We start from the raw sequence: 26,978 nt of genomic DNA on the forward strand, positions 1-26,978 counted from the left end.
CATGTCTGAACATATTGTAATTGATCCAATAACCAGAATTGAAGGGCATCTGCGCATAGAGTGTGAGGTGGAAAACGGCCAGGTGCTCGATGCCCGTTCCATCGGGACCATGTGGCGCGGTATTGAAACCATCCTTAAAGGAAGGGACCCGCGCGAGGCCTGGCTCATTGTCCAGCGTATTTGCGGGGTGTGCACCACTGTTCATGCCATGGCATCCGTGCGGGCCGTGGAAAACGCCCTTGACCTTGAGGTACCGCTCAATGCCCAGTACATTCGCAACATGATCGTCGGAGCGCATTGCCTTGCAGACAATATCATTCATTTTTATATTCTGTCCGCCGTTGACTGGGTGGATATCGCCTCAGCAGCGCTCAAGGCAGACCCGAAAAACGCCGCTGCGTTGGCTCAGCAACTTTCTCCCTGGAAACATAACAGCGCCCAGGAATTCCGGCAGACCCAGGAAAAACTCAAGAAATTCATCGATTCTGGGCAGCTTGGACCTTTTTCCAGCGGCTATTGGGGCCATCCGGCGATGGAGCTTGATCCGGACGTCAACCTCATTGCAGCGGTGCATTACTTCCAGGCCCTGGAGTATCAGCGGAAGATCAATAAGGTTGTCACCGTTCTCGGGTCGAAAACACCCCATATCCAGAATCTGGCCGTCGGTGGTGTCGCCAATCCCATTAACCTGGACAGTCCCGCAACCCTCACCATGGAGCGGCTCTACTACATCAAGACCCTGATGGACGAGGTGCGTGATTTTGTGCAGCAGGTGTACATGGTTGATGTGGCAACCATCGGTGCCCTTTATCCCGAGTGGTGCAGTTATGGCAAAGGGAACGGGAACTATCTCTCTGTGCCGGAAATGCCCATGGATGAAAAAGGCAAGCAGTTTGCCATGCCCGGCGGATACATCAAGGCTGGCGATAGGGGCGCGTTCCGTACGATCAGCAGTTCTCAGGATCCCTTTTTCGAGGAGAATGTCAAAGAGAGCGTCAAACACTCCTACTATGCCGGGGACTGGACCCGCCACCCATACGTGGAGGAGACGGAACCCAAATTTACCGAAAAGGATGCAGATGGAAAATATTCCTGGGTGAAATCGCCATCGTTTATGAACGAGCCCGCCGAGGTAGGCCCTGTTGCCAGTGTGATGGCCATGCTGGCTGCCGGCCATGCTCCTGCAGTCAAGTATACCAGCCAGATGCTTGAAAGAATGGCCTCTATCGGCCGACAGACGTTCGATGAGGACATCCTGCCGTCGACCATGGGACGGCATATTTCCAGGAGCATCAGGGCGGCGGTGGTTCAGGATGCCATGACCGCTCAGTGGGATGCGTTGATTGCCAACATTGACTCCGGCGATTTCACCACGTTTAATGCCCCTCACTTTCCCGAAGGTGAGCAGCGAGGGGTTGGCATTCATGAGGCGCCCCGAGGCACGCTCTCTCACTGGATCGTTATTGAAAACGGGAAAATCAGGAATTACCAGGCTGTGGTTCCATCAACCTGGCTGGCATGCCCTCGGGATGGAAATGATGAACCGGGATATTATGAGCGGTGCCTGGTGGGCAATCCGGTGGCTGACCCGGAAAAGCCCCTGGAAATTCTGCGCACCATTCACTCCTTCGATCCGTGCATGGCCTGCGCCGTGCACATGCTCAACCCAGACGGGCGAGAGCTCTCCACTGTCAAAGTGATGTAGCCTCCGGGAATGCATCGTTACGTGATTGCCCCGACCCGCTCGTTTTCCCCCTTGCTGCGGGCTGGGGCGGTCATCCTGTTATCCTGTCGGAGATACTATGGTTAATGGTAACCAAGAGAAAAGAATAGGGGTACTCGGTATAGGCAACATGCTGCTCGGTGATGAGGGGTTTGGTGTCCATTGCGTCCATGCTCTTGAAGAACAGTATGCCTGCCCTGAGCATATTCGTGTGTTCGATGGCGGGACAGCCGGCATTCTGCTTGCACCCTTTATTGAAGAGTGCGACTACCTGTTTGTGGTGGATGTGGTCGCCCTTGATGATGCTCCTGGATCAGTCCATTGCTTTACCGATGAAGATGTCCGCTCTGGCAGCATCCAGACCCGAATGTCGCCGCACCAGATCGGCATGCTGGAAATTTTGGATATCTGTGCGATTCGAGGCCAGGTACCCGAGCGAATACAGTTTATAACGGTCGTCCCCCAGCAATTGGAGCCCGGTATGGAGTTGACCCCTCTGCTGCAACAGCGGGTGGGCGACGTTTTGGGTATCCTGCTGGAGCAGCTGGCAGCGGTGACCACCGACCTTCCGATCAGCAGGCGCGCTGCCTGACGGTTGCCGCGTTGCTGGCAGTTAATGCTTTGTGCTGGTGTGTTCTTTTTCTCTGCGCGGTTCAACCTGATACCCTCCGCTGTTAATAACCCTGCCGCAACGGGGACAGGTAAGCACCAGTCTGGCATTGGAGAACCCCGCGCCATATTCGGCCGCCATGGTCGCGCTGGCTCCGCAGAGGTCACATGTTGCCGGCAGGGTTCCCTTTCGCAGCCGGTCGCCCACGGCTACAGCAGCCATGGTTATCAGGGCAAACCCTGCAAGTGCCGTCTTTTCCTGCCCCATCAGGTAGAGCAGGGCCAGGATCAGCACAACTATAGCCGTGCCTATACGGAGCTGGTGAATTCTGCGAAACGTCATGGTACCATGTAAGGAATTGGGTGAATGAGCACGCGGGATCTATTCCCGCAAATTATTGCCAGGGTGGAGCCTCCCGTTATTGCAGCAGGTTGAGCAGCTTCCTGGCTTCGTCTCGATTGAGCAGATTGTTCCAGGGGGCGTTTTCTTCCGCCAGCAAGGCCTGGGTGTTTTGCAGCGGAAGTTCGACATCGCCAAAAAGACGTTTGAAGCTCTGTAATTCAGCCTCAGAGAATGCCGACGCGCTGTTGATATCCAGAATGGCGTCCGCTTTTTTGCCCAGTTCCGCATAGGCAACCCCGCGAACCAGGTGCGCTATTCCACGTTCGTTGTTATGGATAAGCGCTGTTGTCAAGTCATCTATAGCCTGTTCATACTCACCGAGCGCTGCCGATGCAACACCGCGGTAGTAGGCGGCTCGTTCGTGATCGCTGTCGGTTGCCAGCACCCGGGTAAAATCCTCTTTTGCCGCTTGGGGATCCCCCAGCGCCAGCAGCGCCGCCCCCCTGCTCAGGCAGACGTCAACAAGGTCGCACCCGGCCTGTTCTGCTGCAGTAAAAGCGCTTACACATTTTTCCAGCTGTCCCGATGCAAAGTATATTTTCGCCTGGCGAAGAAGTTCTGCTTTTTCCATTTGCCTCTCTCTTCTTTTTTTGGTTGAGGAAATTTAGGGAAACTATAGCCATTTTCCCCGGATTGTCTGAAAAATCATCCTGTGTTCAGAGAACTGCCCCATTTGCGGGTAATGGAAAGAGCAGAAGGGGGACCGGGTAACTGTTGTTTTTCGGCACTCACTCGAGTCGATGGACGCACCGCCTGCCGTAGCTTCCTGTACCTGATAAGCAGGGAGCTGCGGTACCTCGTTGTGGCACAACCAGACAAAAAGATTGACAAATCGTTGGTACAAGGATTATTTTTTGCCATTTTTTAGAGAGAAAGAGTGCTTTTACCGAAAACTAAACGAGGGGTGCTTTCCATGCTACACAGAAAAGGAATTCTGGCTTTGACGTTCTGCTGCATCGTCATGGCCCTTAACGTAACTGCTGCCTCTGCTGAGGGAAAATTTGTCTGGAAAATGGCGACGTCCTGGCCCGAGGGGACCATTCTTCAGGAGCTGGCCGATGATTTTGCCGCCAGGGTAACCACCATGACCAATGGGCGGCTGACCATCAAAAGCTATCCTGCCGGGGTCCTCATGGGTGCTTTGGAGGTTACCGATTCAGTGCGCATGGGAGTCATCGATGCAGCACACAGCTCACCCAGCTATTCCGTAGGTCAGCTTCCCGCGGCTCCGTTGTTTGGCTACATCCCCTTTGGCATGGAGGTTATTCCTTACCTGACCTGGCTGTATGAAGGGGAGGGGAATGCTCTTCTGACCGAACTCTACGAGAAATACAATCTCGGATTTGTGGCTCCTTGCGGGATTCTCCCTACCGAGAATCTTGCCTGGTCCAACAAGCCGATCACTAAAATGGATGATTTCAAAGGCTTGAAATTCCGTACCTCCGGCTACTGGGGGGAGATTTTGAGCGAGGCCGGGGCATCAGTGATGATGCTTCCTGCGGGAGAAGTATATGAAGCGCTCCAGCGCAAGGTCCTTGATGCCGGCGAGTTCAGTATTCCCAACATTGATAAGGATCTTGCCTTTTATGAAATTGCCGACTACCTGCTGGTGCCCGGCATCCACCAAACCAGCACCATTCTGGACCTGAAGGTCAATAAACGCTCCTGGGAGAAGTTGCCTGCAGATATTCAGGAGATCATTCGCACCGCCGCCAGGGCTGCCACCCTGGACATGTTGACCCGCTGCATTGCCAGAGACATACCCGCGCTTGACTTTTTTCGGGAGAAAGGGGTGAAAATCGAGTATCTTGACCCGGAGATTCAAAAAGGACTGGCTGTCAAGGCTGCTGCGCTGATGGAAAAGAAAAGCGCCAAAGACCCGTTTTTCAAAAAGGTGTATGAATCACAGCAAAAGTTTCGGGAAGGGTATGACAGTTACAAGGAACTCATGACCCCATCGTTCAAATAGGGAAACACGGTTTTCGTTTTTCCAGGAGCCCCGGAGTGTTCTCCGGCGGCTCCTTTGTTTTTGTGCAGGTATATTTATGAAAGTGATCCGCGCTATAGTCAAGGCCATCGATGCCCTCAGTGAGGCCACGGCCACACTGATCGTCTGGCTGGTTCTGGTGCTGACGGCTATCATTGGGTTTGAAATTTTCTCCCGGTATGTGCTCAATCAACCCACCAAGTGGGTATTTGATCTCAGCTACATGATCGGCGGGACATTTTTTCTGCTTGGCGAGGCCTGGACGTTGAAAAAACGGCATCATGTTCGGATCGACATCCTCTACAGCCGCTTCTCGCCAAAGACCAAAGCACTGGTCGACCTCCTCGGGTACCTTGTCTTCTTTTTTCCCCTGTGGGGAGGAATACTCTACGCTCTTTTTCCGTATGTCGCCTTTTCCTGGGAGATAGGAGAGCGCTCCATGCAGGGATACTGGCAGCCCATCATTTATCCCTTTAAAACCGTGATGCCCATCGGCGTCGGGATGCTGCTGCTGCAGGGGGTTGCCGAGTGTTTACGCAATATCGTGATTATCTGCAACGGAGGTAAGGTGTCGTGAGTCCGGAAATTTCCGTTGTGTTGATGTTTGCCACCCTTTTTACCGGTATTTTTCTCGGTTTTCCCACCGCGTTTGTCCTTGGAGGCGTAGCGTTTCTCTTTGGCGCCAATCTGATGGGTGCCGATATATTCGGTTTGTTCATCGCCCGCCTGTTTGGACTGATGAAAAATTATACCCTGCTGGCGGTCCCGCTGTTTTTATTCATGGGCGTATTCATGGAGAAATCCGGGATGGCAGAGCGGCTTTTCCATGCCATGCATATTCTCTGGGGACGTTTCCGTGGAGGATTGGGTATTTCAACCATTGCCATTTCCGCTGTCTTTGCCGCGGCAACCGGGGTGGTCGGGGCTTCGGAAATAACCATCGGGCTCATGGCCCTCCCGGTAATGCTGGCAAAAAAATACAATAAGTCCATGGCATGTGGGGCTATTTGTGCGGGTGGAACCCTGGGCATCCTGATTCCACCGAGCGTGATGATTATCGTTTACGGTCCCATTGCCCGGATTTCGGTGGGGAAATTGTTTCTTGGCTGCCTGGTACCCGGTCTCCTGCTGACCTTGCTGTATATGCTCTATATTGGGGTACGCTGTTACCTGCACCCTGAAGACGGCCCGCCCATACCTCCCGAAGAGCGCCAACAGACGGGAAAAGAAAAGCTGGTGATGCTTGCTACCTCCATCATCCCCCCGGCATTGATCATCTTCTCCGTCCTGGGGAGTATATTTTTCGGCATTGCCGCCGTCACCGAAGCCGCGGCAGTAGGGGCCTTAGCCAGCATGGTGCTGGCTGCTTCGTACAAGCAACTCAATCTGGCGGTGGTAAAGGATGCCTGCAGGCAGACCCTGACCATCACGGCCATGATCATGATGATTGCCATAGGAGCGACCTTTTTTTCCACCGTTTTTGTCGCCCTGGGCGGTGATGAGGTTATCACCAGCCTGTTTCTGAATCTGCCCATGGGGAAATGGGGTATCCTGTTCACGATCATGCTGCTGCTTGTTTTCTGCGGTATGTTTATTGACTGGATGGGCATCCTGTTCATCATTGTTCCACTGATTACCCCGATCGCCGCCGAGTTGGGGTTTGACCCGGTGTGGTTTGCGGTGCTGGTGATGGTCAACCTGCAGATCTCCTTTCTTACTCCGCCCTTTGCCTACTCCATTTTTTATCTGAAAGGGATCACTCCGCCCAATGTTGAGACCGTGGATATCTATCGTGGGGTGATGCCCTTTGTCGCCTTGCAGGTACTGGCCATCATCCTTTTGATCGTTTTCCCCTCACTGATTACCTGGCTGCCTGCTCATCTCATTAATTAAGCGAACGCACATGCAACAACACAAAGTTACCTTATTTGTACAGTGTTTGGTCGACACTATGTTCCCGGAAGCCGGGGAAGCAATGGTAGAGGTCCTTGAGCGACAGGGGGTGGAACTCAGTTGCCCGACTGATCAGACCTGTTGCGGGCAGCCGGCCTATAATGCAGGGCATCAGAAGGTAGCCCGGGCTGCGGCAGAAAAATTTCTCGATCTGTTCGAGGACGCCGGCACGATCGTGTGTCCCTCCGGTTCCTGCGTCGATATGGTGCGCAACCATTATCCGGAACTGTTGAGCGGTGACCCGTCCATGCTGGCCCGCGCGCAGCGTATCGCTGCCAGGACCTTTGAGTTCACCGAATACCTGGTGGATGTGCTCCAGGTCGTTGATGTGGGTGCGCGTTTTTCCGGTAAGGTCACCTACCATGCCTCCTGTCACCTGAACCGCATGCTGGGGGTCGATCGACAGCCAAGGGCGCTGCTGGAAGGTATCCGGGATATGACGCTGGTAGAGATGAAGGATGCCGATAAGTGCTGCGGGTTCGGCGGGACCTTTGCCGTGAAATATTCTGAGATTTCTGCCGCCATTGTCGAGGAAAAGGTCAACAATATTCTCGCTACCGGAGCGGATGTCGTCACCGGCTGCGACATGGGGTGTCTGATGAATATCCAGGGCGCGCTCAGCCGACGGCAGGCACCCGTGCAGGTCATGCATATTGCTCAACTACTGGCAGGTCAATAAGGATGAGTGAGATAACTTCAGAAAAGTATACAGAGGTAGCTCGGCAATCCATTGACGATCCGGTGCTGCAGTCGGCATTGGAAAGTCTGCAGGCCCGTTTGGGCCCGGCAACCCAGCAGTTGTACCGTGATTTGCCCGAGGGCCAGGAGCTGAGAAAAATTGCCCACGGCTATCGCCGCAAGGCGCTTGACAACCTGGATATCCTGCTGACAACCCTGGCCGATAGGGTAGAACAGCATGGCGGCCAGGTACACTTTGCCGCTAATGCAGAGGAGGCGGTGGAGATTTGCCTGAGCATAGCCCAAGCGCACAAGGTGCGAACCGTGGTCAAGGGCAAGTCCATGGTCACCGAAGAGATCGGCCTCAATGAAGCCCTGGAAGCAGCAGGCATGGAGGTGGCTGAAACCGATCTTGGGGAATACATCATTCAGCTGGCAGGCGAAAAACCCACCCATATTGTTGCTCCGGCCATACATAAGACCAGAAAGGAGGTCGGGAAGCTTTTTACCGAGAAGCTGGGTACACCCTACACCGAAGATCCGCCGACTCTGACCCATGATGCCCGCAAGGCCCTGCGAGAGAAGTTTCTTACCGCTGACATGGGGATTTCCGGGTGCAACCTTGCCTGTGCGGAAACAGGCCACATCACCACCGTGTCCAATGAGGGCAACATCAGGATGGCCACGACCCTGCCCAAGGTGCATGTAGCGTTTATGGGGATGGAGCGGATTGTCGCCAACCTGGAAGAGCAGCAATCGATTCTCAGGCTGATGTCCATGGGAGCGGCAGGCCAGCAGATCGGCGGGTATGTCAGTTACATCGGCGGTCCCGCAGCCGCAGACCATGCCGACGGCCCAGAGGCCTTTCACCTGGTTATCCTGGATAATGGTCGTTCAAAAATGCTTGCTGACAAGGAGTTTCGGGAAATGCTCTGCTGCATCCGCTGCGGCGCCTGTTTGAATGTCTGTCCGGTCTATGGAAAGATTGGAGGCCATGCATACGGGTCTGCTTATACCGGTCCTGTCGGGGCTGTGGTAACACCTTTGCTGTTCGGGGTGAATAATGCCGCTGACCTGTGCACCGGAGAAACCCTGTGCGGAGCCTGCCGTCAGGCCTGTCCGCTGGAAATCAACCTCCCCCGGATGCTGCTGGCGCTGCGGGCCAAGTTGTCTGAAGGCGACGAGCAGTGGAATGTGAAGCCAAAGGGAAGAGGGGAAAGGCTGCTGTTTTCCGGATGGCAGCAGGTTATCCGCCATCGAAAAGTGTATAACGCCATGCTCAAAGCGGCTGCGCTTCTCCAGCGGGCCTTGCCGACCCAAGACGGGATGATCAGGCGGCTTCCTTTTCCCTTCAGCGGCTGGACCCGGACCCGTAATCTGCAGCCTCTGGCCGGCAAAACCTTTATGCAGCGTTGGCAGGAAAAAGAGTCGAGGAAGAAGTGATGGACAACCGAAAAACGTTTATTGCCACCATTGAAAAGGCATTGGCAAGGGGAGGCGATAATGTGGCAGACCCCTCCCTCTTTACCACCTCGCCATCTGCCGAAGAGAGAGAAACCCTCGTACGAATCAAAAGCAGGACCGCGACAGAAAGAAACGAGCTGCTCCAGGTGCTCACCCAGGTCGCCGGTCCTCTGCATATCGATTTCCACCCCGAACGCAGTGTAAAGGACATTGCTGCAGCCATCTGCCGGCTGATCGTCACCAAGGAGCCCGAATGGGGCACAGACCGGCATGTTGCACGCTGGGACCACCCCCTGCTTGATATGCTGCAGCTGGAAGACAGTCCTGAACTCCACGGTGTGGGCATGCATATAACCTCCGCACCCCCGGCAGGCGGAGATGCTGTTGTCAGCCGCGAGCAGCGGGCGGCGGTGAGGGAGGATGTGGAGGCCTCCTTTATCGGCATCACCTCGGCAGACTACCTTGTGACGGCCACCGCCACCCTGGCCATGCGCAGTCGGCCCGGTCATGCCAGATCTGTATCGCTGGTGCCGTCCATCCATGTGGCAGTGGTCGAGGAAGATAAAATCCTTGCCAACCTGGCCGAGCTGTACACCCTGCTCAAGTGGGACCCGGAGGAACGCGCACAGGGGTTGACCTCCAACCTCTCTCTGGTTTCCGGCCCCAGCAAAACCGGCGATATTGAGCTGCACATGGTGCATGGAGCCCATGGACCCCGAGAGCTTCATCTTTTTGTTGTTCAGGAAGGCGCGGCAACCCCGTAACCTTCTCGCCATTGTCGACAGCGTCGCAACTGCAGAGCCGTATTCCTTTTCTTTATCAGGTCCGTGACAGCCAATGAAATCTGCCCTCTTGCAACAGGTCTTTTCTCCCCGCATGCTGGTATCCCTGCTGATGGGGTTTTCCTGTGGGGTGCCGCTGCTCCTGACCCTGTCGGTGTTGCAGGCGTGGATGAAAGAGGAGGGCGTCGACCTGTCGGTCATCGGGCTGTTTGCCCTGGTCGGCCTCCCGTATACGCTGAAGTTCCTGTGGGCGCCGGTGCTCGACCGCTTCACCCTTCCATTTTTCGGACGAAGGCGTGGCTGGCTGCTGGTAGTTCAACTGCTGCTTATGCTGGCTCTGGTGGTGCTTGGCAGCACCAACCCGAGCCAGAATCCCTGGATGGTTGCGCTGGCTGCCCTGCTGGTCACCTTTTTTTCCGCCTCACAGGATATTGTGGTTGACGCCTACCGGCGTGAGGACCTCAGCGATAATGAACTGGGACTTGGCAGCTCGCTCTACGTCAACGGTTACAGGGTGGGGATGCTGCTCGCCGGAAGCGGCGGCCTGATTCTGGCCGATTATATATCCTTTGGTCAGGTCTACATGGTTATGGCAGCAAGCCTCGGGGTAGGTGTCCTGACCACCGTTTTATGCCGCGAACCGACAGTGGAGGAAACACTGCCCACCACGTTCCGTGAGTCGGTTATCCAGCCCTTTGTCGAATATTTCAGCAGGAGCGGCGCCTGGCTTATTCTCCTGTTTATCCTCCTCTACAAGGTCGGGGACCAAATGGCGTCCACCATGACCGTCCCGTTTTATCTGGATATAGGGTTCACCAAAACCCAGATCGGGGCTGTGGCCAAACTGTTTGGCTTCTGGGCCACCATCATCGGCGGACTGCTTGGCGGGATCATCATGCTCCATGCCGGGATTATTCGCAGTCTCTGGATTTTTGGCGTGCTGCAGGCGGTTTCTACAGTCGGCTTTTCAATCCTTGCGGTTTGGGGTCCCAGCCTCAGCGGGCTGGCGGCCGTGATCGCGTTTGAAAATCTGAGCGGTGGTATGGGAACCGCTGCCTATGTCGCCTATATGGCATCGCTCACCAATAAAAAATTCACTGCTACCCAGTATGCGCTTCTCTCCAGCCTCATGGGCGTTCCCAGGGTGCTGGCTTCCGCCCCAACCGGTTTCATGGCCCAGTCCATGGGGTGGGTCCTGTTTTTTGCCTGTTGTGCAGCTGTTGCCATTCCTGGTCTGTTTCTGTTACATTGGGTTGCCAAGCTATACCAGCACAAAGGAGAAAAGGCTGTGGACCATTGAATTTTTTTCCAACAGTCCTTACTTATAGATACGTATTCTTTCTTTAGCCTCCCAAACGACGATGCCACTACGAATATACAACACCCTCACACGGACCAAAGAGTTGCTGCAGCCCCTAGAAGACAATCACGTCAAACTCTATGTCTGCGGTATCACTTCCTACGACTACTGTCACATAGGCCATGCTCGTTCCGCCCTGGTCTTTGACATGGTTGTCCGTTACCTGCGGTATCGAGGCTACAAGGTTACCTTTGTCCGTAATTTCACTGATATTGATGATAAGATCATTCAACGGGCAAATGAGCAGGGGGTGGATTCCTCTGCGTTGGCGCTCCGGTTTATCAACGAATTTTATACGGACATGGATGCACTGGGCACCCTGCGGCCGGACATTGAACCCAAGGCCACCGAGCACATCCAGGAGATGACCGGGCTGATCCAGACCCTTATCGACAAAGGCATGGCATACCCCTCGGGCGGAGATGTCTATTTTCGGGTGGACCGGTATGACGCATACGGACGCCTCTCCGGACGATCGCTGGAAGACATGCAGGCCGGTGCCCGCATTGAGGTCAATGAGCAGAAAGAAAATCCCATGGATTTTGTGCTCTGGAAAGGGGCCAAGCCCGGCGAACCCTCGTGGCCCAGCCCATGGGGTGATGGCCGTCCCGGGTGGCATATCGAATGTTCAGCCATGAGCAAGAAATATCTTGGCGATACCTTTGATATCCATGGCGGCGGTAAAGACCTGATATTTCCCCACCACGAAAATGAGATTGCCCAGAGTTGCGGCGCAACCGGCAAAGAGTTTGCCAACCTGTGGATGCACCACGGTTTTGTGACCATCAAGGACGAGAAAATGTCCAAGTCGCTGGGTAATTTTCTCACTATCCGCGACGTGCTCCAGCAATATAGTCCTGAAGAGCTGCGGTTGTTCATCTTTTCCACTCAGTACCGCAATCCGTTGGATTTTTCCGAGCATGCCCTGCAGGACGCCCAAACCGGCCTGGACCGCATGTATGATTGTCTTGCCCGCATTGAGCAATTGCAGCTTGGGGAAGCTGGTAACGGTCAATCATTCAGCCCCAAGGACCGGTCAAAGGTCGAAAGCCTGGAAGAGCGTTTTCAGCGGGCCATGGACAATGATTTTAATACCGCCCAGGCCATGGGGTTGCTGTTTGATGGCGTAAAGGTCCTCAATAAACTGCTTGGTCAGGTGGGGGAAACAGCAGCTGAAGCGGAGTATGCGTTGCTCAAGGATGCCGCGGCAACCTTGCAGCGGCTGGGCTCGGTTGTCGGCATCCTGCAGCAGGATCCGGTCGCTTTTATTGCCCAGAAAAAGGAAAAACTGCTTGCAGCAGCAGGTCTTTCCGAGGCGGAAATAGTTGCCCTGATCGATAAACGCAATCAGGCCCGGGCCGAAAAAGACTGGGCAACCAGTGATGAGGTCCGTGATAGCCTGCTGGCAAACAATATTATATTAAAAGATGGCCCCCAAGGAACGACCTGGGATGTAAAATAGCCAACCCAAACCACATCGGGGGCATCGGCAATCAAAAGGGAGGAGGAGACTATGTTTCGTCAACCAGTTGTTGCTGATCGATTTTACCCGGGAGATCCAGGTCAACTCGAACAAACGGTCGCCAGTTTAATTCCTCAGGTGGCGTCGGGTGAGAAAATAACGGCACGGGCCGTGATCATGCCCCATGCCGGCTATGTGTATTCCGGTGCCACTGCCGGGTTGACCATCAGCCGGGTGGTGGTGCCTGAGACGGTACTGATCCTGGGGCCAAATCATCACGGACGCGGAGCAGCTGTTGCCATGGGCACCAGAGATTGGGAGATGCCCATGGGCCAGGTCCCTCTTGACCGGGAACTGGCTGAGCGTCTTTTGCAGACTGATGCGACCATCATGGCCGATGACAATGCCCACGGCAGCGAGCATTCCCTGGAAGTGCAGGTACCCTTTCTTCAGTTTCTGCAGCCCAACCTACATATCGTCCCCCTCTGCATCGGCCACATAGAGTACGAAGCGTGTGAACGGGTTGCCCAGGGCATTGCTGATGCCATCAAGGGGAGCGACTCCCCGGTACTGCTCCTGGCTTCTACCGATATGACCCACTACCGTTCACGGGAGCAGGCATCACGCCAGGACCACCTGGCCATCGACAGGATGTGCGCCTTTGACCCGCACGGGTTGTACCACACGGTCCTGGAGCAGCGCATTTCCATGTGCGGCGTCATGCCAACGGTGATTACCCTGTTGGCAGCCCGTCAACTGCACGCGACTACGGTTGAACTGGTCCAGTACACTGATTCCGGCGAGGCGAGCGGTGATATCGACCAGGTGGTTGGCTATGCCGGGTTAATCGTCAGATAGGTGGCTGCTGGTTTTCATTTTTATTGACAAGTGGTGTATTTTTCTCTATATACTCCCTACTCCAAGCCGCTGGGGGATGGTCTAATGGCAAGACAGCAGACTCTGACTCTGCCTATCGGGGTTCGAATCCCTGTCCCCCAGCCAGCTTTTCTTTCTTTTCCCCCTATTAAGTCCTTGCTTTTTTCCTGATTTTCACAATAATTAAACCAAGATAACCAGTCTTCCTTCCCTCTCTTTTTTAGGAGTGCTGCCTTGGGTGACAAACAATCGTATGAAATAACTGTCTTGCTCCCTGCCTACAATGAAGGGCAGGTGATAGGTGAGACGGTTCGCAAGATCCGCGCACTCTATCCTGCGTTTGAAATACTGGTGGTTGATGACGGCTCCACCGACAACACCTTGCAGGAAGCCATGGCCGCAGGGGCCAATGTCTGGCCGCATCCCTATAACATGGGCAATGGCGCGGCCATTAAATCTGGCCTGCGGGTAGCCCAGGGGGAATGGGTAATCATGATGGATGCCGATGGCCAGCACCAACCTGAGGATATCGCCAGATTACTGGAGCACAGGGATCGGTATGATATGGTTATTGGGGCCAGGACAAAACAATCGACCACCTCTGTGCATCGAGACCTGGCAAACTTTCTCTATAACCGTTTTGCCACCTATGTAACCCGTTTTAAGATTGAAGATCTGACTTCAGGATTTCGCCTGCTCCGAAAGTCCACCGCCGAGCAGTACATTTACCTCCTGCCCAATACCTTTTCCTACCCCACCACCCTTACCATGTCCTACCTGCGCAGTGGCAGGAGTATTAAATACATCCCCATAGAAGCTAAAAAGAGGGTAGGGAGCAGCAAGATCCGGCTGGTCGAAGACGGTATACGCTTTCTCCTTATTATTTCCAAAATTGCCACGCTTTATTCACCATTTCGAATTTTTATGCCGGTCAGCTTTCTCTTCTTCCTGATCGGTATCTGCTATTATGCTTATACCTATTTCTCCTTCGGGCGATTTACCAACATGTCGGCACTCCTGTTGAGTACCTCGATCATTGTTTTTATGATCGGCCTGGTTTCAGAACAGATATCTCAGCTTCGCTATGATCGGGTGAAATGATCCTTTAAATGAAACCGAAGCTGCTTGTCCTTACCACCACCTTCCCACGGTGGCAAAACGATGTTATCCCCCTGTTTGTCTATGAATTGAGTCGGCGACTGACTGACTCGTTTGAGGTGCATGTATTAGCTCCCCATTATCCACAGGCAAAGTGCACAGAGGAGATGGATAATGTCCGTGTTCATCGCTTCCGATATTTTTTTCAAAAGTATGAGATACTTGCCGGAGCTACCGGCGTGCTCCCAACGCTCAGAAAAAAGAAGTGGATGTATCTCCTGGTCCCCTTGTTTCTTGCCGCGCAACTGGTTGCTGGGTTGCGACTGGCAGTGCGCCTTCGGCCGGATGTTGTTCATGCACATTGGTTGATTCCCCAAGGAGTTGTCGCCGCTGTTGTGCGGAAGTTTTTCGGTATTCCGTTTGTCGTTACTGCTCATGGAGCCGACGTTTTCGGTTTGCGTGGCAGCTTCCCCGCAGCTTGTAAACGATTGGCCATCAGCAACGCTTGTCGAGTGACGGCGGTAAGCGCCTCGCTGAAGCGAACACTGGTGGAGATTGACCCGCACCTGGGGCAACCGGTAATCTTGCCCATGGGCGTTGATACCAGCCTTTTTACATCATCATGCGAAACAGCTGGAATTCGGAAGAAATATGGAATGGAAGGGCCGTTTTTACTCTATGTTGGCAGATTGACCGAAAAAAAAGGAGTAAATTTTCTGATAACAGCCATGGAAGAGGTCGCCAGGCAATCCCCATCGGCAAAGTTGCTCATAGTCGGTGGCGGTGAGGCTGAACAGGATTTGCGAGACCAGGTTAATGCGCTGTCGCTCTCCTCCCATATAATGTTTGCCGGATGGCTTGAGAACAGCGCTTTGCCCGAGTACTATGCCCAAGCAGATGTATTTATCGGGCCCTCCATAGAAACGGCAAATGGAGATACTGAAGGCTTTGGTTTAACATTTGTTGAAGCGGCCCTCTCAGGGTGCGTGACGATAGGAACTGATGCCGGTGGGATAGGCGACATCATCGTTGACGGAAAAACAGGGTTTCTTGTTCCGCAGAAAAACGTACATGCACTGAGTGAAAAAATTGTATGGGTGATTGAAAATTACGAAGAGTTGGCGCCAATTAGGGAAAATGCACGAAAAAGGTGTATTGAATTGTGTGATTGGCAGCATATTGCTCAAAGCTATGCTGCTCTTTTTTTTGAATGTCTTGAAGAACGTGTATAATAACCTAAATGGGTGACGGCTTGGTGAGCATGATTTTTTAATTCGTATCATTTATTTTACGTAATAACAAATTGTTAGGTGGGATTTGGCTCTAAGCAGTTACGGATTAAAGGTAGAATAAATTCCAGAAAAGAAGACGAGCAATCTTATGGCCTTATCAGAAAAAATAGTTGTTACATTCGGTACATTTGATCTTTTTCATATAGGGCATCTGCGTATCCTGGAGCGTGCCGCAGCGCATGGAAACAAGCTGTTAGTCGGGGTATCCAGCGACGAACTGAATTTTAACAAGAAAAAGATGTATCCCACCTATAATCAGCAGGATAGGATGGATATCGTGCAGTCTATTTACTGCGTAGGTGGTGTCTTTCTTGAAGAAAGCCTGGAGAAAAAACGAGAGTATTTACTTGAGTATAACGGGTCAGTGCTCGTTATGGGTGATGATTGGCAAGGCAAGTTTGACGAATTGTCTGATATTGTAGAGGTCGTCTATCTCCCCCGCACTGCGTTGATTTCAACCTCTGCGGCTAAACGAAGAATTATCGACGAAGCCGAGAAAATTTACGATCCGGTTTTTCCCTGTAGCTCTCCATGATCCGTCAGGATGACGCTTCTCCATGGAGCAGGGTGGTTAGACGTTCCATATACCGATCTGTTGAGTGCCCGTCAAGGGTGTCGTCATAGACTGCTTTTTTTACTCGCTCATATGCGGTACGATGTTTTGCTGTATAGCTTTCCTTGTCGTAGCAGGCTTGCTCAAGCGATGCAAGAAGCTCAGGGAGACTCCCGACGATATCGCCTGCCCTGAAATCAGCTGGGAGGGAGAGCCCATGTTTAAAGGGCGGTGGGACATCAAGAAAAACTATCGGATTGTCGGTGACCATCATGTCAAAAGCAATGGAGGACCAGTCGGTGATCAACACGTCAGAGACGCCAATGATCATCTCGGTATCGGGAAATTGGCTTAGCGGTAGGTGGACCATATGTTCCGAGTCAAAGGCGGAACCAAGTGTGGTGTTGAGATGAAACCGGACAATAATACAGGCATCCTGCATCCGAGCGAATTCGTGCAATGCGGAAATAAATTCCTCGGTTGATAAGCCAAAGGGAATCTCGTTTCGGTTTGCACTGTCTTGCTTCCAGGTGGGTGCAAAAAGGATAATTTTTTTATCTGATGGCAGCCCTATTTGTGCTTTACAGTCTTGAGCTGCATCTTGATAGTTGAGGATCAGATCTGTTCTCCCATACCCTGTTGCAAAGACTCGTGAAGCATCAAATCCGAATGTCTCCCTATAGAGCTGCCTTATGCGTTGAGACGACACCCATACTTCCTCATATTGCCTCTGCACCGTGAAATCATCGGGAACAAATCCCTTGAAAGGGATTCCATGCCAGACATCGATAAAATGAATGTTGCTCAATTTAAATAGAAGAATCAGGCTGTGCAGACCATGGTCGGATATAATGCAATCAGCAAAAACCACCTTGCTTAAATCAACAGGATTCAGGGCAAGCAGAATGTTTTGTTGGTGTTCAATCTCTCTGTAATACTGAGGATCAAGCGTAAGAAAGTATATTTTTTCATGAGTTGACAGGTTCTCCTGGCGACGTGCATGCGTATAGAGCGCGTTAAGGTTACCATGCAGCTTGTGCCCGTAAAGAATGATGGATTTTCTAGAGTTTCGGCTAGCAAAAATTCTGATAGGTAAAAGGAAAAAGCAGAGTAGCCCGGCCCATAGCAAATATATCCAGTGTAATGGATTCTTTGTGTTTATTTTCATAAGGTTATACTCGTACCGGTCGGAGAAAGAATGGTCTATAAGAACTAAATTAAGAAATAATAAACGAAATTAGTCGTATGGATATTGATATTGTTTATACATGGGTCAATCACGAAGATCCTGAATGGCAAATAGAATATAAAAAAGCATTGTTTGAAGAGAGAAACATAAAACCATCCCATCCAAGTGTTAAAGATATAGCTCGTTTTTGGAATAGAAATGAACTTTTTTATAGCATTAAATCTGTATATAAGTATGCACCATGGGTGAGAAATATTTATATAGTGACAAATTGCTTACTGCCGGAATGGACAAAAAAATATAAAAAAATAATTAAAATCGATCATCAGCTAATATTTAAAAATAAAAAATCTTTGCCAACATTTAATTCGAGAGCTATAGAGGCGAATCTTCATAGAATTCCTGGGGTTTCTGAAAAATTCATTTATTTCAATGATGATGTTTTTTTATGTAAATCAGTTAAAGATGAAGATTTTTTTTCTAGAGAAGGTAAATCTTATATTTTTCAATCCAAACATGACGTTCCCTACAAAAAAAATAAAGGTTTAAGGCCAATAGATTATGGAATTCTTAATGCGTGTAACTTGCTAATTAGGGATTATCGCTATAAGCCTTTAAAAAAATTACATCATGCTCCTTTTCCTATTTTAAAAAGCACTATGTTTGAGATTGAAGATAAATATATAGATATTTTAGATAAAACAGCAAGTCATAAGTTTAGGAATAATGAAGACTTGCCACTCGCAACCACTATGCATGCTTATTACTCGTTAATAAACGGGTATGGCGAATTAAAAAAAATTGATGCAAGGTATATTGATATAGGTGATCCTTTGTTTATATTCCTTGTAAACAGATTTTCCCCTCTGCGTAGAGGAAAATATACAACTTTTTGTTTGAATGAAATTAGTAGTATGAAATATTTTAATAGTATTAGAGATATTATTGTTGAAAAATTTCTGATAAAAATGTTTGAAGATTAAATTAAAAGTTAAAATATTTTTTGATATCTGGGTAAGCATCTAGTATCCAATTTAATTGGATGTCATTTTGAACTCGATTGATAGCTGTTAAAGACTGCCCATGTGGTGAAGGAATTTTCACATAATGTTTCAAAGGGGTAGGGAATGGTATCAATTTGCATAGAGTGTTATTTTTGGCTGACATCATTTTTAACCAAATGTCATCGGCAAATGGACATAATTTCATGAACGCGTTTTTGTTGAGCACTTCTTCATGAAAACATCCTGGGAAATATATAGCTCCAGCTCCTGTTGTAGGTAATATGAACTTGGAAGCAAATTGGTGACTTGTCTCGTATTCCCATTTTTTATACGGTTTAATTATTTTTGATTTATTAATTTTAATTAAGTGAGCTCTGTTGCAATGTATAATATTTGGTTCTTCAATGTGTGCATTATATAAACGTTCAATGTGATCAATAGGGTATATTAAATCATCATCTGCGGTAATAATTAAATCATCAGGATGTTTTATAAGAGTTGGTATGATTTTTTTGTAAGATTTTAAATCTTCACAAAAATTAATTGTCAATCCTCTTTTTTCTTGGTTTTTTAATAATTTAGGTAAATTTTTATTTTTAAATTCATCGACACTAAGCCAAAGAATTATCTTGTCCGCCTTAACGGTTTGTTGCATCAGGCTTTCAATTACACAATGAACTTTGTTTACTCTCGCACCATAGCTAGTAAGTGAGATAGTAATTTCTTTTTTTCTCTTGTTTTTTTCTATACCTATTTTTTTTGAATGGAGTGCAGCAAGAGAGTAGGGTTCTAATCGGGCATATGTTGTATGTATTTTAAGCCATTCTGAAAATATTTTTGCTTTATTATATAATCCAAAAGATAATAGGTTAGCAAAATATAACGATGTTTTTTTCATCTTGATAAAAAATGACTGTTTTTGTCTGGTAATAATTGCACCTCTTTATGACGAGAGGCTTCGTTACTTGGGCCATTTACGGCGTTTTTAATTGGAATGTTTTATCTATCAGTCGTCTTTGACATCGTCATAAGAAGAGGTCTCCCCTTTGGTTCTGTTTACGCCGTAAATCTCCCAGCGTTTAATACAAAATGAGGGCTCCGGTTGTTATTGAATTCAAATCACCCGCCAAGCGCCGACCGAAATTTCCTAGTAGTCATCTTCTAAAGCCAACTTTTAATAAAAGTTGTGCAGCTTTTTCCAAAAAATTGGCGTAACCTTTTCGTCCATGGCTTAACAAGCTGGAAATCATCATTGGCATCAAAAAGATGACAAAGCCGATAGATCGCTTCAGGGTGGACACGCATAAGTCTTTCCAGTGTTGCGGCAATATGTTCTGAATAATCGCTCAGCTTTTTTGGCTCCGGTACGGTATATGACTTAAACTTTAATTGCTTCCTATATAATGCATCACAAGCCTCAAGGACATCGTTACCCATGTGTCCATAGGTTTCCAAACAAACTGCATAAGCCCTTAGCATATAAGCAAAACTTTTTGCACGGTCAGGTTGGTAGGTGACACTCGATTGGTGCTGTCTGTAGAAATACAAGACACTCGAAAGTGCTAAAACTCGTTTCGATTTCTGAAAAACGCCAAAATTAACTAAATAATCTTCATTAATCGAAATTGTCTCGCCAAAATCTTTCAGAAAAGGAATGATAATTTCTCGCCGATAAATTTTATTACACATCGAACCAGTTCCAAGTTCCCACGTGCAGTAATGCGAGAGGATACCAGTCCTGTAAAGGCGATTATGCGGAAACCTCAGTTTGTATTTACCAGGGATGCCATCTTCAGAAATGAAGCGGATGCCGCTAATAACCACATCTGCATCATGGCGTACACTTGCGGTGACCAAATATTCTATAGCGTTTTCGTCCATCATATCATCAGCATCAAGAAAGCAAAGATACTGGCCACATGCCTTTTTCATGCCATGTATACGTGCTCGATGAACTCCTTTGCGCTGCCTTATCATCTCTAACCTTAGGCGACCCTCGTGTTTTTTATATGCCAAAACCTGGGAAACTGTCCCGTCCGTCGAGCCGTCATCGACCACGATGATTTCAATATTTCTATAAGTCTGTCTTGAGAGGGATTTCAGAGCAGCGACAATGAACTGAGCGCCATTGAATACCGGAACAATGATGGAGATAATCGGTTCTTTCAAAGCGTCAATTGGCTGATTTGTTAACTGTATTTCGAAGCAATTCTCTTAAGGTGTCCAGGTATTCTCGACCAAACTCTCGGTCTGGTTCCAAATAGTTACCCTCTGCCCATTCGTTCCATGACTTTATAAAAACAAGCCTACGTTGAAAAGGACGACTCATCACTTTTGCAATTTCTCTCTCCAACATCTTTTCGAAGAGCTGGGGAGTTGGCCTGGTGAGAACCAATCCACGATTACCGCACCTCGGTGTGTTATCCCAATTTGGGATAACGCAAGGAAAGATGTCTTTATCTATGGATCGATTAGTCCATCTCTCTACAAAGTCAGAGTACGAACAGCGTAAAGGTTTTTGGAAATATTTTGACCATTTTAAATATTGGAAACGACCAAGTCGGCATAGCCATCTTGAAAGTTGGTTGTCTGGCAGTTGTGCCATTGTCTCGTGGATATCTCTTGGAATAGCGCCGAAGATTGCAGGATGTCTTCGGTGATCAAAATGAATGTTGGCAGACAAAAAGAAAAAACCGTTTAAGCCATGCAGTCTGGCACGCTCATTCCAGCAATTCAAAAACTCATCTATATCAGGGATTAAATCAGGTCGATAGATTATGAAGAGTTTTTTCCCATCTACCTCAATATACCTATCATCCTTGAATGCCATTAAAAGTGCATCGAAATGACGCTCATAGTCTGCAATACCTGGATATGTCTGTTCGAGGATAATCTCGGAATCGAGCCCATGCCATCGTCCTGTCCAGGACTCGTTGGCCCATCCTAAGCAAAATGGGAAATCCGGCGTCCCCTGTTCCACGACCTCAGAGAAAACACGCTCAAGTACTCGCTTGCCGTTTCCGAACCAATAATGCCAGTAGCAAAAACCTTCAATACCAGCTTCCCGAGCAAGATTGGCCTGCTGTACTCTAACTTCGGGTACTCGCAGGTCATAGAAACCGAGGTCGCCAGGAAGTCTCGGCTGTTCATGGCCTCTGAACAGAGGTCGAGCTTTAGCAACGTTCGTCCATTCGGTAAAGCCTTTCCCCCACCATTCATTGTTCTCAGGGATTGGGTGGAACTGCGGAAGATAAAACGCTATCAATCGCGCTGTTGGCATATTCATAATTACATTGTAGGTTAAAGAAAATGTAGTAGTGTAATCAAGCGCAAAATTTTTTTCGAAACCATGATGCAAATGATCGGAGCAAAGAGAAGACGGTAAGTTTTATTATCGATAAACCGTCACCCAGCATCAAGTTTAGTCGTTCACGGTTACCTGGGGCCAACTTCAGACATCGCAAAAGATTCTTTTGTGCATGACTTAGCCAGTAGGATTTGGTCATTTCGTCGAAGACTAGGCTACGTATTAACGGTGGATATTGTCCCAGCGATAATAGTCCTTGCTCGAAACGATTTCGTTGAGACCATACTCCGTTTCTGTGGACCTGATAAACCCCCATGACTTCACGGCAATAATGAAGATCACCCTTTGTCGCTGTGAAAAGGTGCAGTGGCCAATCACCTATGCTGACTTTCGCCATATAGTCCGGTACCCCTTCCTCACGGACCCAGTTCCGAAATAATACGCCTGGGGTGTGCACGTAGTTACCTTTTATGAGATCAGCGAATGATGTCCGTTCATTCGGGTGGGCAAAGATACGAAGCCTGTTACCCTTCGGCAAGTGAGCCACCTCCTGATATGCGTTGTGAGGTGGTTGACCGGAATCATCATAAATAACCTTAAGATTGCAGAATGTAAGTCCGAATGTTGGGTCACGGTCAAGTACATCGACTTGCTTTTGTAGTTTCAGTGGGTCTGTCCAGTAGTCATCACCTTCGCAAATAGCTATGTACTTCCCTCTGGCTCTTGGAAGATTGAATTCAGCATTTGGGCGGACGCCCTTTGACCATTGGTTCTCTTCTTGGCAGATGGCCTTTATCACATTTGGATATTTTTTTTGATATTCGCGAATAATGGCCGCTGTTTGATCAGTTGATGCATCATCATGAATTAATATTTCTACCGGGAACGACGTCTCTTGGATGAGGAAACCGTTAAGGCAGTCTAGAATGAAATTTCTATGATTGTAAGTGATGCAGCAGACACTGACTACAGGTGTAGTGTCTTCTGGCCAATTATGTTCACTAATAGGAGTCGGTGTAGACAACAACTGAGTAGCAATCTGATCCGTCAGCGCCTCCTTGCCTTGCTCAGGAAAAGCAAGCCCCTTTTTCAAGCGTAACTCATGGCGCCATTTGTAGAGAAGGTCTTTTGATTTTCGTCGTTTAACACTCACGTTTTTCTCCTGCCAATTTTCATAATATTGGCTTAACCGAGTGTCCACTCTTATATAGCAGGATCACTTGGAGGAATATGGCATAGCGGATTTATCATATGGCGATAACCCTAAAAATGAAAGTGGCTGACAATCAGTGGTAATCACAATTTTAAGCGTTTCCTCTACCCTTGAGAAAACTGACCGTTTCCTTGAAAGCGGTAACGCCCACCACAAGGTTGCCTAATATGTAAACTACTGCACCTAAGGAAGTCAGCATCAGCAACGCCAAAGGCCCAATGACTTCAAACACTGTGCCCGCAAGTGCCACGAAAACCGCCATTACGGTACTCAGGATGATACTTGGTGAACAGTCTACCAGTTGGTCTCGTATGCTGTATTTCAAAATTTTATTTGTGTAATACCCGTTAATCATTAATGCGACGCAACTTTGGATCACACGACACCAGGCAATACCCATCACTCCCCAGTAACTGCCGAGTAGAAGCAAAGATACGCCGGTCACCTTCTTTGCTATTGACACTTTGAGATAAGGTTTCCCTTGACCCTGTGCCTGCAAAATATTCAAGTTGATAACCTGCAAAGGATAAAGCAAACCAGTAAAACAAAGCACCTGCATTATCGGCACTGCAGGCAACCATTGGTCGCCGAACACCACCTGAATGAGTGGCTCCGCCAATACCGCCAGACCAGTAATTATTGGTGCAGTAATAAGCATTATGCTGCGGATGGACATTTTTACACCCTGGCGCAGCCGATCTTTGTCGTCATTTATAGACGAGAAGAGGGGGAAGAGCACACGGGACAAGACTCTGCTTATAATATTGATTGGCAACGCTTGAGTGCGGTCGGCACGATTATAAATACCCAGCTCTCGCATGCCATAGAACTTGCCAATCAATAATGCGTAGCCGCGCTGGTAAAATGTGTCCAACAATCCAGCCGCAAATAGCCAACCACTGAAATTGAATAATTGCCTTAACGAATTTCGGTTGAATATAAATGACGGACGCCAAGCACTAAAGACCCACATTAAAGTAGTGTTGGCCAGAGTGCCTACAAACGCTTGTCCCGCCAGGGCCCAGACGCCATAATCGGCCCAAGCCATGTACACGCCAGTGCAGCCGGAAACTAGCGTAGAGGTTGTACCAACCTTCATCTGCACTTTGAATTCCAGTTGTTTGGTCAACAAGGTGGCTTGGACGGAGCCCGCGGAGCTTATCAAGATGTTGCAGGCCATCAGCATAGTTAATGGCATCAGAACGGGCAGAGAAAAGAACTCTGCAATCCATGGTGATGCAACTATTAAACCGGCTGTCATTAGTAAGGCAACACCGATGTTAAACCAAAACACCGTCGATTCATCGACATGTGTTGTAGACTGCTTCTGAATCAGCGCCTGCGAAAAACCGGCATTTACAAATAAGGTAGCTAGCCCCATAAATAGAGATAATAGCGCAATTGTCCCAAAATCCTCCGGCACTAACAATCGTGCTAAAAAAACTGAAATGACAAATCCGATCCCCTGATTGGAGAAAGTGTAAATTCCACTCCATATCACAGCTGATCTGGCTTTATTCTTCAACATTTATACACTTCGAAAGTGAAAATCGAGTTGAAGGATATTGAACTCTTTTGGTTACGCAGGCAATTCAAGTTTTGTTCTCCCAGGGAAAATCAAAATAAGGAGAGTCAATATCAAGAAATCTTATAAATTTGCTATAGCTTGATTTTTCCGACAAATTTATGACTAGCAAGTCATTCGGCCTTTCATTAAAATAGTTGCGAACCGTTTGGTTGTATCTGTTAAAGTGGTCAATCAATATTTTCTTGTTGTATATATCTTCGTCGGGAGCGCCATGCAGCTTTACTGCCCTATAAATGAAACCCTTGCTAACATATTTTGCTGCCTGCAGGTCAACAGCTGTAGGGATTTGTCCATTGCCAAATTTCTTAGCATGAAATTGAGTGATTGATTGGTACCAACTGGCATCATCACGAATCGTAAGGATGAACTTACTTCCAGGGTAAGCATGATCGAGATGTTTGAATGTTTCTGACCAACTAAAGGGTGCATCCTGGAAAACCTGGGCAGACTTACAGTAGGCAACGATAGGAGCAAAGTTACCCTTAAAGTAGTACTTATCAGAAAGAAGTTCTGCTGAACGCTGATCACCAACTCGATAACCCAAATCCTCAAATGCTTTCTTGATGGATGTCGTTCCTGTCTTGTTGCGGCCAATACAAAAATATTTGGTCTTGTTCTTCGCCAGCAACTTGTTTCTTTGTATTCTGAAAAAGAATGCGGTTTTTGAAATTATTTGATGGAGCACTACTGTTCTAGGTAGTAGAAATTTATTTGATGAACATGTCGAGAAAGCTCTGACGGAATGATCCATACCAAAATTATACAAGATAATAGGATTATTCAGCCCTCGAAAATCGCCAATGCTTGCTTGATCTTTCTACAGTCCGCTAGCTTGGTTCTACGCGACACTACGAACGATTGCGGCCCGTTATAACGACTATTAGGGAGGTCGATTTTCTCAATTAATTCTCTGAACACCAGGGTAGGGTCCTGACAGAAGTCTTCATATTGGACAACGATTTTTTTCTGCTCTGCAACTTTTGCCATGCCCGTAGACACTGCTTGATTGATGTAGTGAACTTGTCCTGAGGCTTGCGTAACTGGGTCGAAGTCTTTCAGTGAGTTATATTCAGGAATTTTGAACGAATACCAAGCTTCCTCACTGCCAAACTGGCGCTTTCTTGCCTCCAGTACCGAAGCCACATTTGTTACAGGGTCGCGTTTCATCTGAACGAATATCACTTTGTCGAAAATAGAATCGAGGAAAGGAATATTGTAATTAAACAGCATTCCTTTAGCAGCGAAAGGTTTCTGGAACACATCCATGATGCCTGCAAGTTCAGCGAGCATGGTTTCCGTAGCCATGCTCTCCCGTAGTTCATCATCGCTCCAGACATCACGACCGTTTTCCGGCAGAAATCGACGCCAGAAATACCAAAACTCATTGGGTGCCAAAACTCCTTTTGTTTTACCATTTTCTGAGCTGTATTCTGTCTGCTGCACAAACTCACCCAGTTCATCGCGGAAGTTGTAACGCTGGTCGGTAAGAAGCAGTTGTATCTTGGCCCCGATGATCGGTGCTTGATAAAAACGCGAGAGCAGGTTGCTTGGATAGGCTACCAGACCAGTATTGGCAAGCCATTGCGTAAATAATGTTGTACCACTGCGCAACGGTCCCATTACGTATATAAGCGGGTAATGCATCTTTATCTGATCGTACTGTGACCTGATAAGATGTTCTGCAGGCTGTAAATCACTATTCAGATCAGTCAGTAGCTTTTCAAGCAGCTCATTTCGGCGGAAGTTCGTTCTCCTGATTTCAGACAAGTTTATACTCCTCGAGCAGCTTTAAACACTGGCCCTGATCATTGAACATCATGACATCTATGATGGAGAGGTCCGGCACAAATTCATTGCCGAATTGACGGTAAATAATAGGTTTGGGCTGAATAAAAGATAGCTGTATACCCCTACTAGAGAAAACATCATGATCGTAAAGCAATTTGCCTCCCAGAGTGTTGATGTAGTGTGCCGCTCGAAGCTCTTCGCATATGGCAAGCACTTTTTCCTGCCCGCGCAGACTGTTATTTTTTTTTAACGCTGAGGAGACGTACCAATGGGGATTCAGCCCGAGATAGTTACAGATCTGGCATAATCCGTTATTGAGAAACTGCGCGAGGTTCTGCTCTTGTTGCATGAGCAATTCTTCGATTAAAGGAAACACTGAAGGAAATTGTGGAGCTTTGCTATAACTATGCCGTATGGTTTCCAATAACGTTTTCTGCCTGTTACCTATTGTAATCTGATTTATCAATTTATTCCGACTGGCGCCGTGCAACGGTAAAGTGAGGAGCTTTTTTTTTCCTTGTGTAAGAATGGAGTTGCGATTGACCCAGCCACGTGTGATGTAGTTAACGTCATCGAACACCACAAAGGTGTCCACTGCCGCGATAAGTTGGAAGTACCCTAGGTACGGAAAAAAATAGGGTTGCATGAT

26 protein-coding genes and 1 tRNA gene are annotated in these 26,978 nt (G+C 48.6%); 16 read left to right on the top strand and 11 right to left on the bottom strand.

Annotation, left to right across the window (positions count from 1 at the left end):
• Position 1 precedes the first annotated feature (1 nt).
• Positions 2-1,705, top strand: coding sequence for a nickel-dependent hydrogenase large subunit (locus tag ACZ52Z_RS02060; RefSeq protein WP_464269099.1), 1,704 nt, complete (start codon positions 2-4; stop codon positions 1,703-1,705).
• A 97-nt stretch (positions 1,706-1,802) separates the two neighbouring features.
• Positions 1,803-2,315 (top strand): HyaD/HybD family hydrogenase maturation endopeptidase, encoded by a 513-nt coding sequence (locus ACZ52Z_RS02065; RefSeq protein WP_464269100.1) that lies wholly within the window; start codon positions 1,803-1,805, stop codon positions 2,313-2,315.
• Positions 2,316-2,336: 21 nt separating this feature from the next.
• Here the strand turns inward: ACZ52Z_RS02065 and ACZ52Z_RS02070 are convergent, their stop codons facing one another.
• The gene (locus ACZ52Z_RS02070; protein ID WP_464269101.1) at positions 2,337-2,675 is read right to left on the bottom strand and encodes a hypothetical protein; all 339 of its coding nucleotides are present in this window, start codon (positions 2,673-2,675) and stop codon (positions 2,337-2,339) included.
• 76 nt (positions 2,676-2,751) lie between these two features.
• Entirely contained in the window at positions 2,752-3,306 is a 555-nt protein-coding gene (locus ACZ52Z_RS02075) for a tetratricopeptide repeat protein (RefSeq protein ID WP_464269102.1), read from the bottom strand.
• Between the two features lie 342 nt (positions 3,307-3,648).
• Between ACZ52Z_RS02075 and dctP the strand changes: the two genes are divergently transcribed.
• The 13 genes from dctP to ACZ52Z_RS02140 all read left to right on the top strand — a co-directional run bounded on the left by dctP (position 3,649) and on the right by ACZ52Z_RS02140 (position 16,222).
• Positions 3,649-4,704: a TRAP transporter substrate-binding protein DctP gene (gene dctP, locus ACZ52Z_RS02080; RefSeq protein ID WP_464269103.1), complete on the top strand. Its 1,056-nt coding sequence runs from the start codon at positions 3,649-3,651 to the stop codon at positions 4,702-4,704.
• 76 nt (positions 4,705-4,780) lie between these two features.
• Positions 4,781-5,299, top strand: coding sequence for a TRAP transporter small permease subunit (locus ACZ52Z_RS02085; RefSeq protein WP_464269104.1), 519 nt, complete (start codon positions 4,781-4,783; stop codon positions 5,297-5,299).
• Complete coding sequence (locus tag ACZ52Z_RS02090; protein WP_464269105.1) at positions 5,296-6,615, top strand: TRAP transporter large permease; 1,320 nt, start codon at positions 5,296-5,298, stop codon at positions 6,613-6,615. Before ACZ52Z_RS02085 ends, ACZ52Z_RS02090 begins: the two co-directional genes overlap by 4 nt.
• A 10-nt stretch (positions 6,616-6,625) precedes the next feature.
• Complete coding sequence (locus ACZ52Z_RS02095; protein WP_464269106.1) at positions 6,626-7,354, top strand: (Fe-S)-binding protein; 729 nt, start codon at positions 6,626-6,628, stop codon at positions 7,352-7,354.
• A gap of 2 nt (positions 7,355-7,356) precedes the next feature.
• Entirely contained in the window at positions 7,357-8,796 is a 1,440-nt protein-coding gene (locus tag ACZ52Z_RS02100; RefSeq protein WP_464269107.1) for a LutB/LldF family L-lactate oxidation iron-sulfur protein, read from the top strand.
• Complete coding sequence (locus ACZ52Z_RS02105; protein ID WP_464269108.1) at positions 8,796-9,581, top strand: LutC/YkgG family protein; 786 nt, start codon at positions 8,796-8,798, stop codon at positions 9,579-9,581. The genes ACZ52Z_RS02100 and ACZ52Z_RS02105 overlap by 1 nt, the downstream gene beginning before the upstream one ends.
• Positions 9,582-9,654: 73 nt before the next feature.
• Positions 9,655-10,899, top strand: a complete 1,245-nt coding sequence (locus ACZ52Z_RS02110) for an AmpG family muropeptide MFS transporter (RefSeq protein WP_464269109.1) — start codon at positions 9,655-9,657, stop codon at positions 10,897-10,899.
• A gap of 61 nt (positions 10,900-10,960) precedes the next feature.
• Complete coding sequence (gene cysS, locus ACZ52Z_RS02115) at positions 10,961-12,421, top strand: cysteine--tRNA ligase (RefSeq protein ID WP_464269110.1); 1,461 nt, start codon at positions 10,961-10,963, stop codon at positions 12,419-12,421.
• A 51-nt stretch (positions 12,422-12,472) separates the two neighbouring features.
• The gene (amrB, locus tag ACZ52Z_RS02120) at positions 12,473-13,279 is read left to right on the top strand and encodes an AmmeMemoRadiSam system protein B (protein ID WP_464269111.1); all 807 of its coding nucleotides are present in this window, start codon (positions 12,473-12,475) and stop codon (positions 13,277-13,279) included.
• A gap of 70 nt (positions 13,280-13,349) precedes the next feature.
• Positions 13,350-13,423, top strand: a tRNA-Gln gene (locus ACZ52Z_RS02125).
• 108 nt (positions 13,424-13,531) lie between these two features.
• Positions 13,532-14,398 carry a glycosyltransferase family 2 protein gene (locus tag ACZ52Z_RS02130; protein WP_464269112.1) on the top strand — a complete coding sequence of 289 codons (867 nt, stop codon included), beginning with the start codon at positions 13,532-13,534 and terminating at the stop codon, positions 14,396-14,398.
• Between the two features lie 8 nt (positions 14,399-14,406).
• The gene (locus tag ACZ52Z_RS02135; RefSeq protein ID WP_464269113.1) at positions 14,407-15,627 is read left to right on the top strand and encodes a glycosyltransferase; all 1,221 of its coding nucleotides are present in this window, start codon (positions 14,407-14,409) and stop codon (positions 15,625-15,627) included.
• Between the two features lie 148 nt (positions 15,628-15,775).
• On the top strand, positions 15,776-16,222 hold the full coding sequence (locus ACZ52Z_RS02140; RefSeq protein WP_464269114.1) for an FAD synthase family protein: 447 nt from the start codon (positions 15,776-15,778) through the stop codon (positions 16,220-16,222).
• 4 nt (positions 16,223-16,226) lie between these two features.
• Here ACZ52Z_RS02140 and ACZ52Z_RS02145 read toward each other — a convergent pair whose 3' ends face one another.
• The gene (locus ACZ52Z_RS02145) at positions 16,227-17,408 is read right to left on the bottom strand and encodes a CDP-glycerol glycerophosphotransferase family protein (RefSeq protein ID WP_464269115.1); all 1,182 of its coding nucleotides are present in this window, start codon (positions 17,406-17,408) and stop codon (positions 16,227-16,229) included.
• Between the two features lie 77 nt (positions 17,409-17,485).
• Here ACZ52Z_RS02145 and ACZ52Z_RS02150 point away from each other — a divergent pair, with 77 nt between their 5' ends.
• On the top strand, positions 17,486-18,412 hold the full coding sequence (locus tag ACZ52Z_RS02150) for a stealth conserved region 3 domain-containing protein (protein WP_464269116.1): 927 nt from the start codon (positions 17,486-17,488) through the stop codon (positions 18,410-18,412).
• A 1-nt stretch (position 18,413) separates the two neighbouring features.
• Here ACZ52Z_RS02150 and ACZ52Z_RS02155 read toward each other — a convergent pair whose 3' ends face one another.
• From ACZ52Z_RS02155 to ACZ52Z_RS02190, 8 genes are all read right to left on the bottom strand, one after another.
• Positions 18,414-19,331: a hypothetical protein gene (locus tag ACZ52Z_RS02155; RefSeq protein ID WP_464269117.1), complete on the bottom strand. Its 918-nt coding sequence runs from the start codon at positions 19,329-19,331 to the stop codon at positions 18,414-18,416.
• A 263-nt stretch (positions 19,332-19,594) separates the two neighbouring features.
• Positions 19,595-20,602: a glycosyltransferase family 2 protein gene (locus ACZ52Z_RS02160; RefSeq protein WP_464269118.1), complete on the bottom strand. Its 1,008-nt coding sequence runs from the start codon at positions 20,600-20,602 to the stop codon at positions 19,595-19,597.
• Positions 20,603-20,606: 4 nt separating this feature from the next.
• A complete protein-coding gene (locus tag ACZ52Z_RS02165; RefSeq protein ID WP_464269119.1) occupies positions 20,607-21,719 on the bottom strand; it encodes a glycosyltransferase WbsX family protein in 1,113 nt (370 codons plus the stop codon).
• 37 nt (positions 21,720-21,756) lie between these two features.
• Positions 21,757-22,746 (bottom strand): glycosyltransferase family 2 protein, encoded by a 990-nt coding sequence (locus tag ACZ52Z_RS02170; protein WP_464270744.1) that lies wholly within the window; start codon positions 22,744-22,746, stop codon positions 21,757-21,759.
• Between the two features lie 298 nt (positions 22,747-23,044).
• A complete protein-coding gene (locus ACZ52Z_RS02175) occupies positions 23,045-24,481 on the bottom strand; it encodes a lipopolysaccharide biosynthesis protein (protein WP_464269120.1) in 1,437 nt (478 codons plus the stop codon).
• 64 nt (positions 24,482-24,545) lie between these two features.
• On the bottom strand, positions 24,546-25,169 hold the full coding sequence (locus ACZ52Z_RS02180; RefSeq protein ID WP_464269121.1) for a sulfotransferase: 624 nt from the start codon (positions 25,167-25,169) through the stop codon (positions 24,546-24,548).
• Between the two features lie 152 nt (positions 25,170-25,321).
• Complete coding sequence (locus ACZ52Z_RS02185) at positions 25,322-26,308, bottom strand: sulfotransferase (RefSeq protein WP_464269122.1); 987 nt, start codon at positions 26,306-26,308, stop codon at positions 25,322-25,324.
• On the bottom strand, positions 26,301-26,975 hold the full coding sequence (locus ACZ52Z_RS02190; RefSeq protein WP_464269123.1) for a WbqC family protein: 675 nt from the start codon (positions 26,973-26,975) through the stop codon (positions 26,301-26,303). The genes ACZ52Z_RS02185 and ACZ52Z_RS02190 overlap by 8 nt, the downstream gene beginning before the upstream one ends.
• Positions 26,976-26,978: the final 3 nt, after the last annotated feature.

The organism is Desulfogranum aggregans (assembly GCF_055398265.1).

Bases quoted from the DNA above. Each gene is read 5' to 3' on its own strand.
- ACZ52Z_RS02065 (WP_464269100.1), top strand. From the start codon at position 1,803: ATGGTTAATGGTAACCAAGAGAAAAGAATAGGGGTACTCGGTATAGGC.
- ACZ52Z_RS02110 (WP_464269109.1), top strand. From the start codon at position 9,655: ATGAAATCTGCCCTCTTGCAACAGGTCTTTTCTCCCCGCATGCTGGTA.
- ACZ52Z_RS02155 (WP_464269117.1), bottom strand. From the start codon at position 19,331: ATGAAAAAAACATCGTTATATTTTGCTAACCTATTATCTTTTGGATTA.
- ACZ52Z_RS02175 (WP_464269120.1), bottom strand. From the start codon at position 24,481: ATGTTGAAGAATAAAGCCAGATCAGCTGTGATATGGAGTGGAATTTAC.
- cysS (WP_464269110.1), top strand. From the start codon at position 10,961: ATGCCACTACGAATATACAACACCCTCACACGGACCAAAGAGTTGCTG.
- ACZ52Z_RS02060 (WP_464269099.1), top strand. From the start codon at position 2: ATGTCTGAACATATTGTAATTGATCCAATAACCAGAATTGAAGGGCAT.
- ACZ52Z_RS02105 (WP_464269108.1), top strand. From the start codon at position 8,796: ATGGACAACCGAAAAACGTTTATTGCCACCATTGAAAAGGCATTGGCA.
- ACZ52Z_RS02100 (WP_464269107.1), top strand. From the start codon at position 7,357: ATGAGTGAGATAACTTCAGAAAAGTATACAGAGGTAGCTCGGCAATCC.
- amrB (WP_464269111.1), top strand. From the start codon at position 12,473: ATGTTTCGTCAACCAGTTGTTGCTGATCGATTTTACCCGGGAGATCCA.
- ACZ52Z_RS02140 (WP_464269114.1), top strand. From the start codon at position 15,776: ATGGCCTTATCAGAAAAAATAGTTGTTACATTCGGTACATTTGATCTT.
- ACZ52Z_RS02085 (WP_464269104.1), top strand. From the start codon at position 4,781: ATGAAAGTGATCCGCGCTATAGTCAAGGCCATCGATGCCCTCAGTGAG.
- ACZ52Z_RS02165 (WP_464269119.1), bottom strand. From the start codon at position 21,719: ATGAATATGCCAACAGCGCGATTGATAGCGTTTTATCTTCCGCAGTTC.
- ACZ52Z_RS02150 (WP_464269116.1), top strand. From the start codon at position 17,486: ATGGATATTGATATTGTTTATACATGGGTCAATCACGAAGATCCTGAA.
- ACZ52Z_RS02190 (WP_464269123.1), bottom strand. From the start codon at position 26,975: ATGCAACCCTATTTTTTTCCGTACCTAGGGTACTTCCAACTTATCGCG.
- ACZ52Z_RS02070 (WP_464269101.1), bottom strand. From the start codon at position 2,675: ATGACGTTTCGCAGAATTCACCAGCTCCGTATAGGCACGGCTATAGTT.
- dctP (WP_464269103.1), top strand. From the start codon at position 3,649: ATGCTACACAGAAAAGGAATTCTGGCTTTGACGTTCTGCTGCATCGTC.
- ACZ52Z_RS02135 (WP_464269113.1), top strand. From the start codon at position 14,407: ATGAAACCGAAGCTGCTTGTCCTTACCACCACCTTCCCACGGTGGCAA.
- ACZ52Z_RS02075 (WP_464269102.1), bottom strand. From the start codon at position 3,306: ATGGAAAAAGCAGAACTTCTTCGCCAGGCGAAAATATACTTTGCATCG.
- ACZ52Z_RS02095 (WP_464269106.1), top strand. From the start codon at position 6,626: ATGCAACAACACAAAGTTACCTTATTTGTACAGTGTTTGGTCGACACT.
- ACZ52Z_RS02145 (WP_464269115.1), bottom strand. From the start codon at position 17,408: ATGAAAATAAACACAAAGAATCCATTACACTGGATATATTTGCTATGG.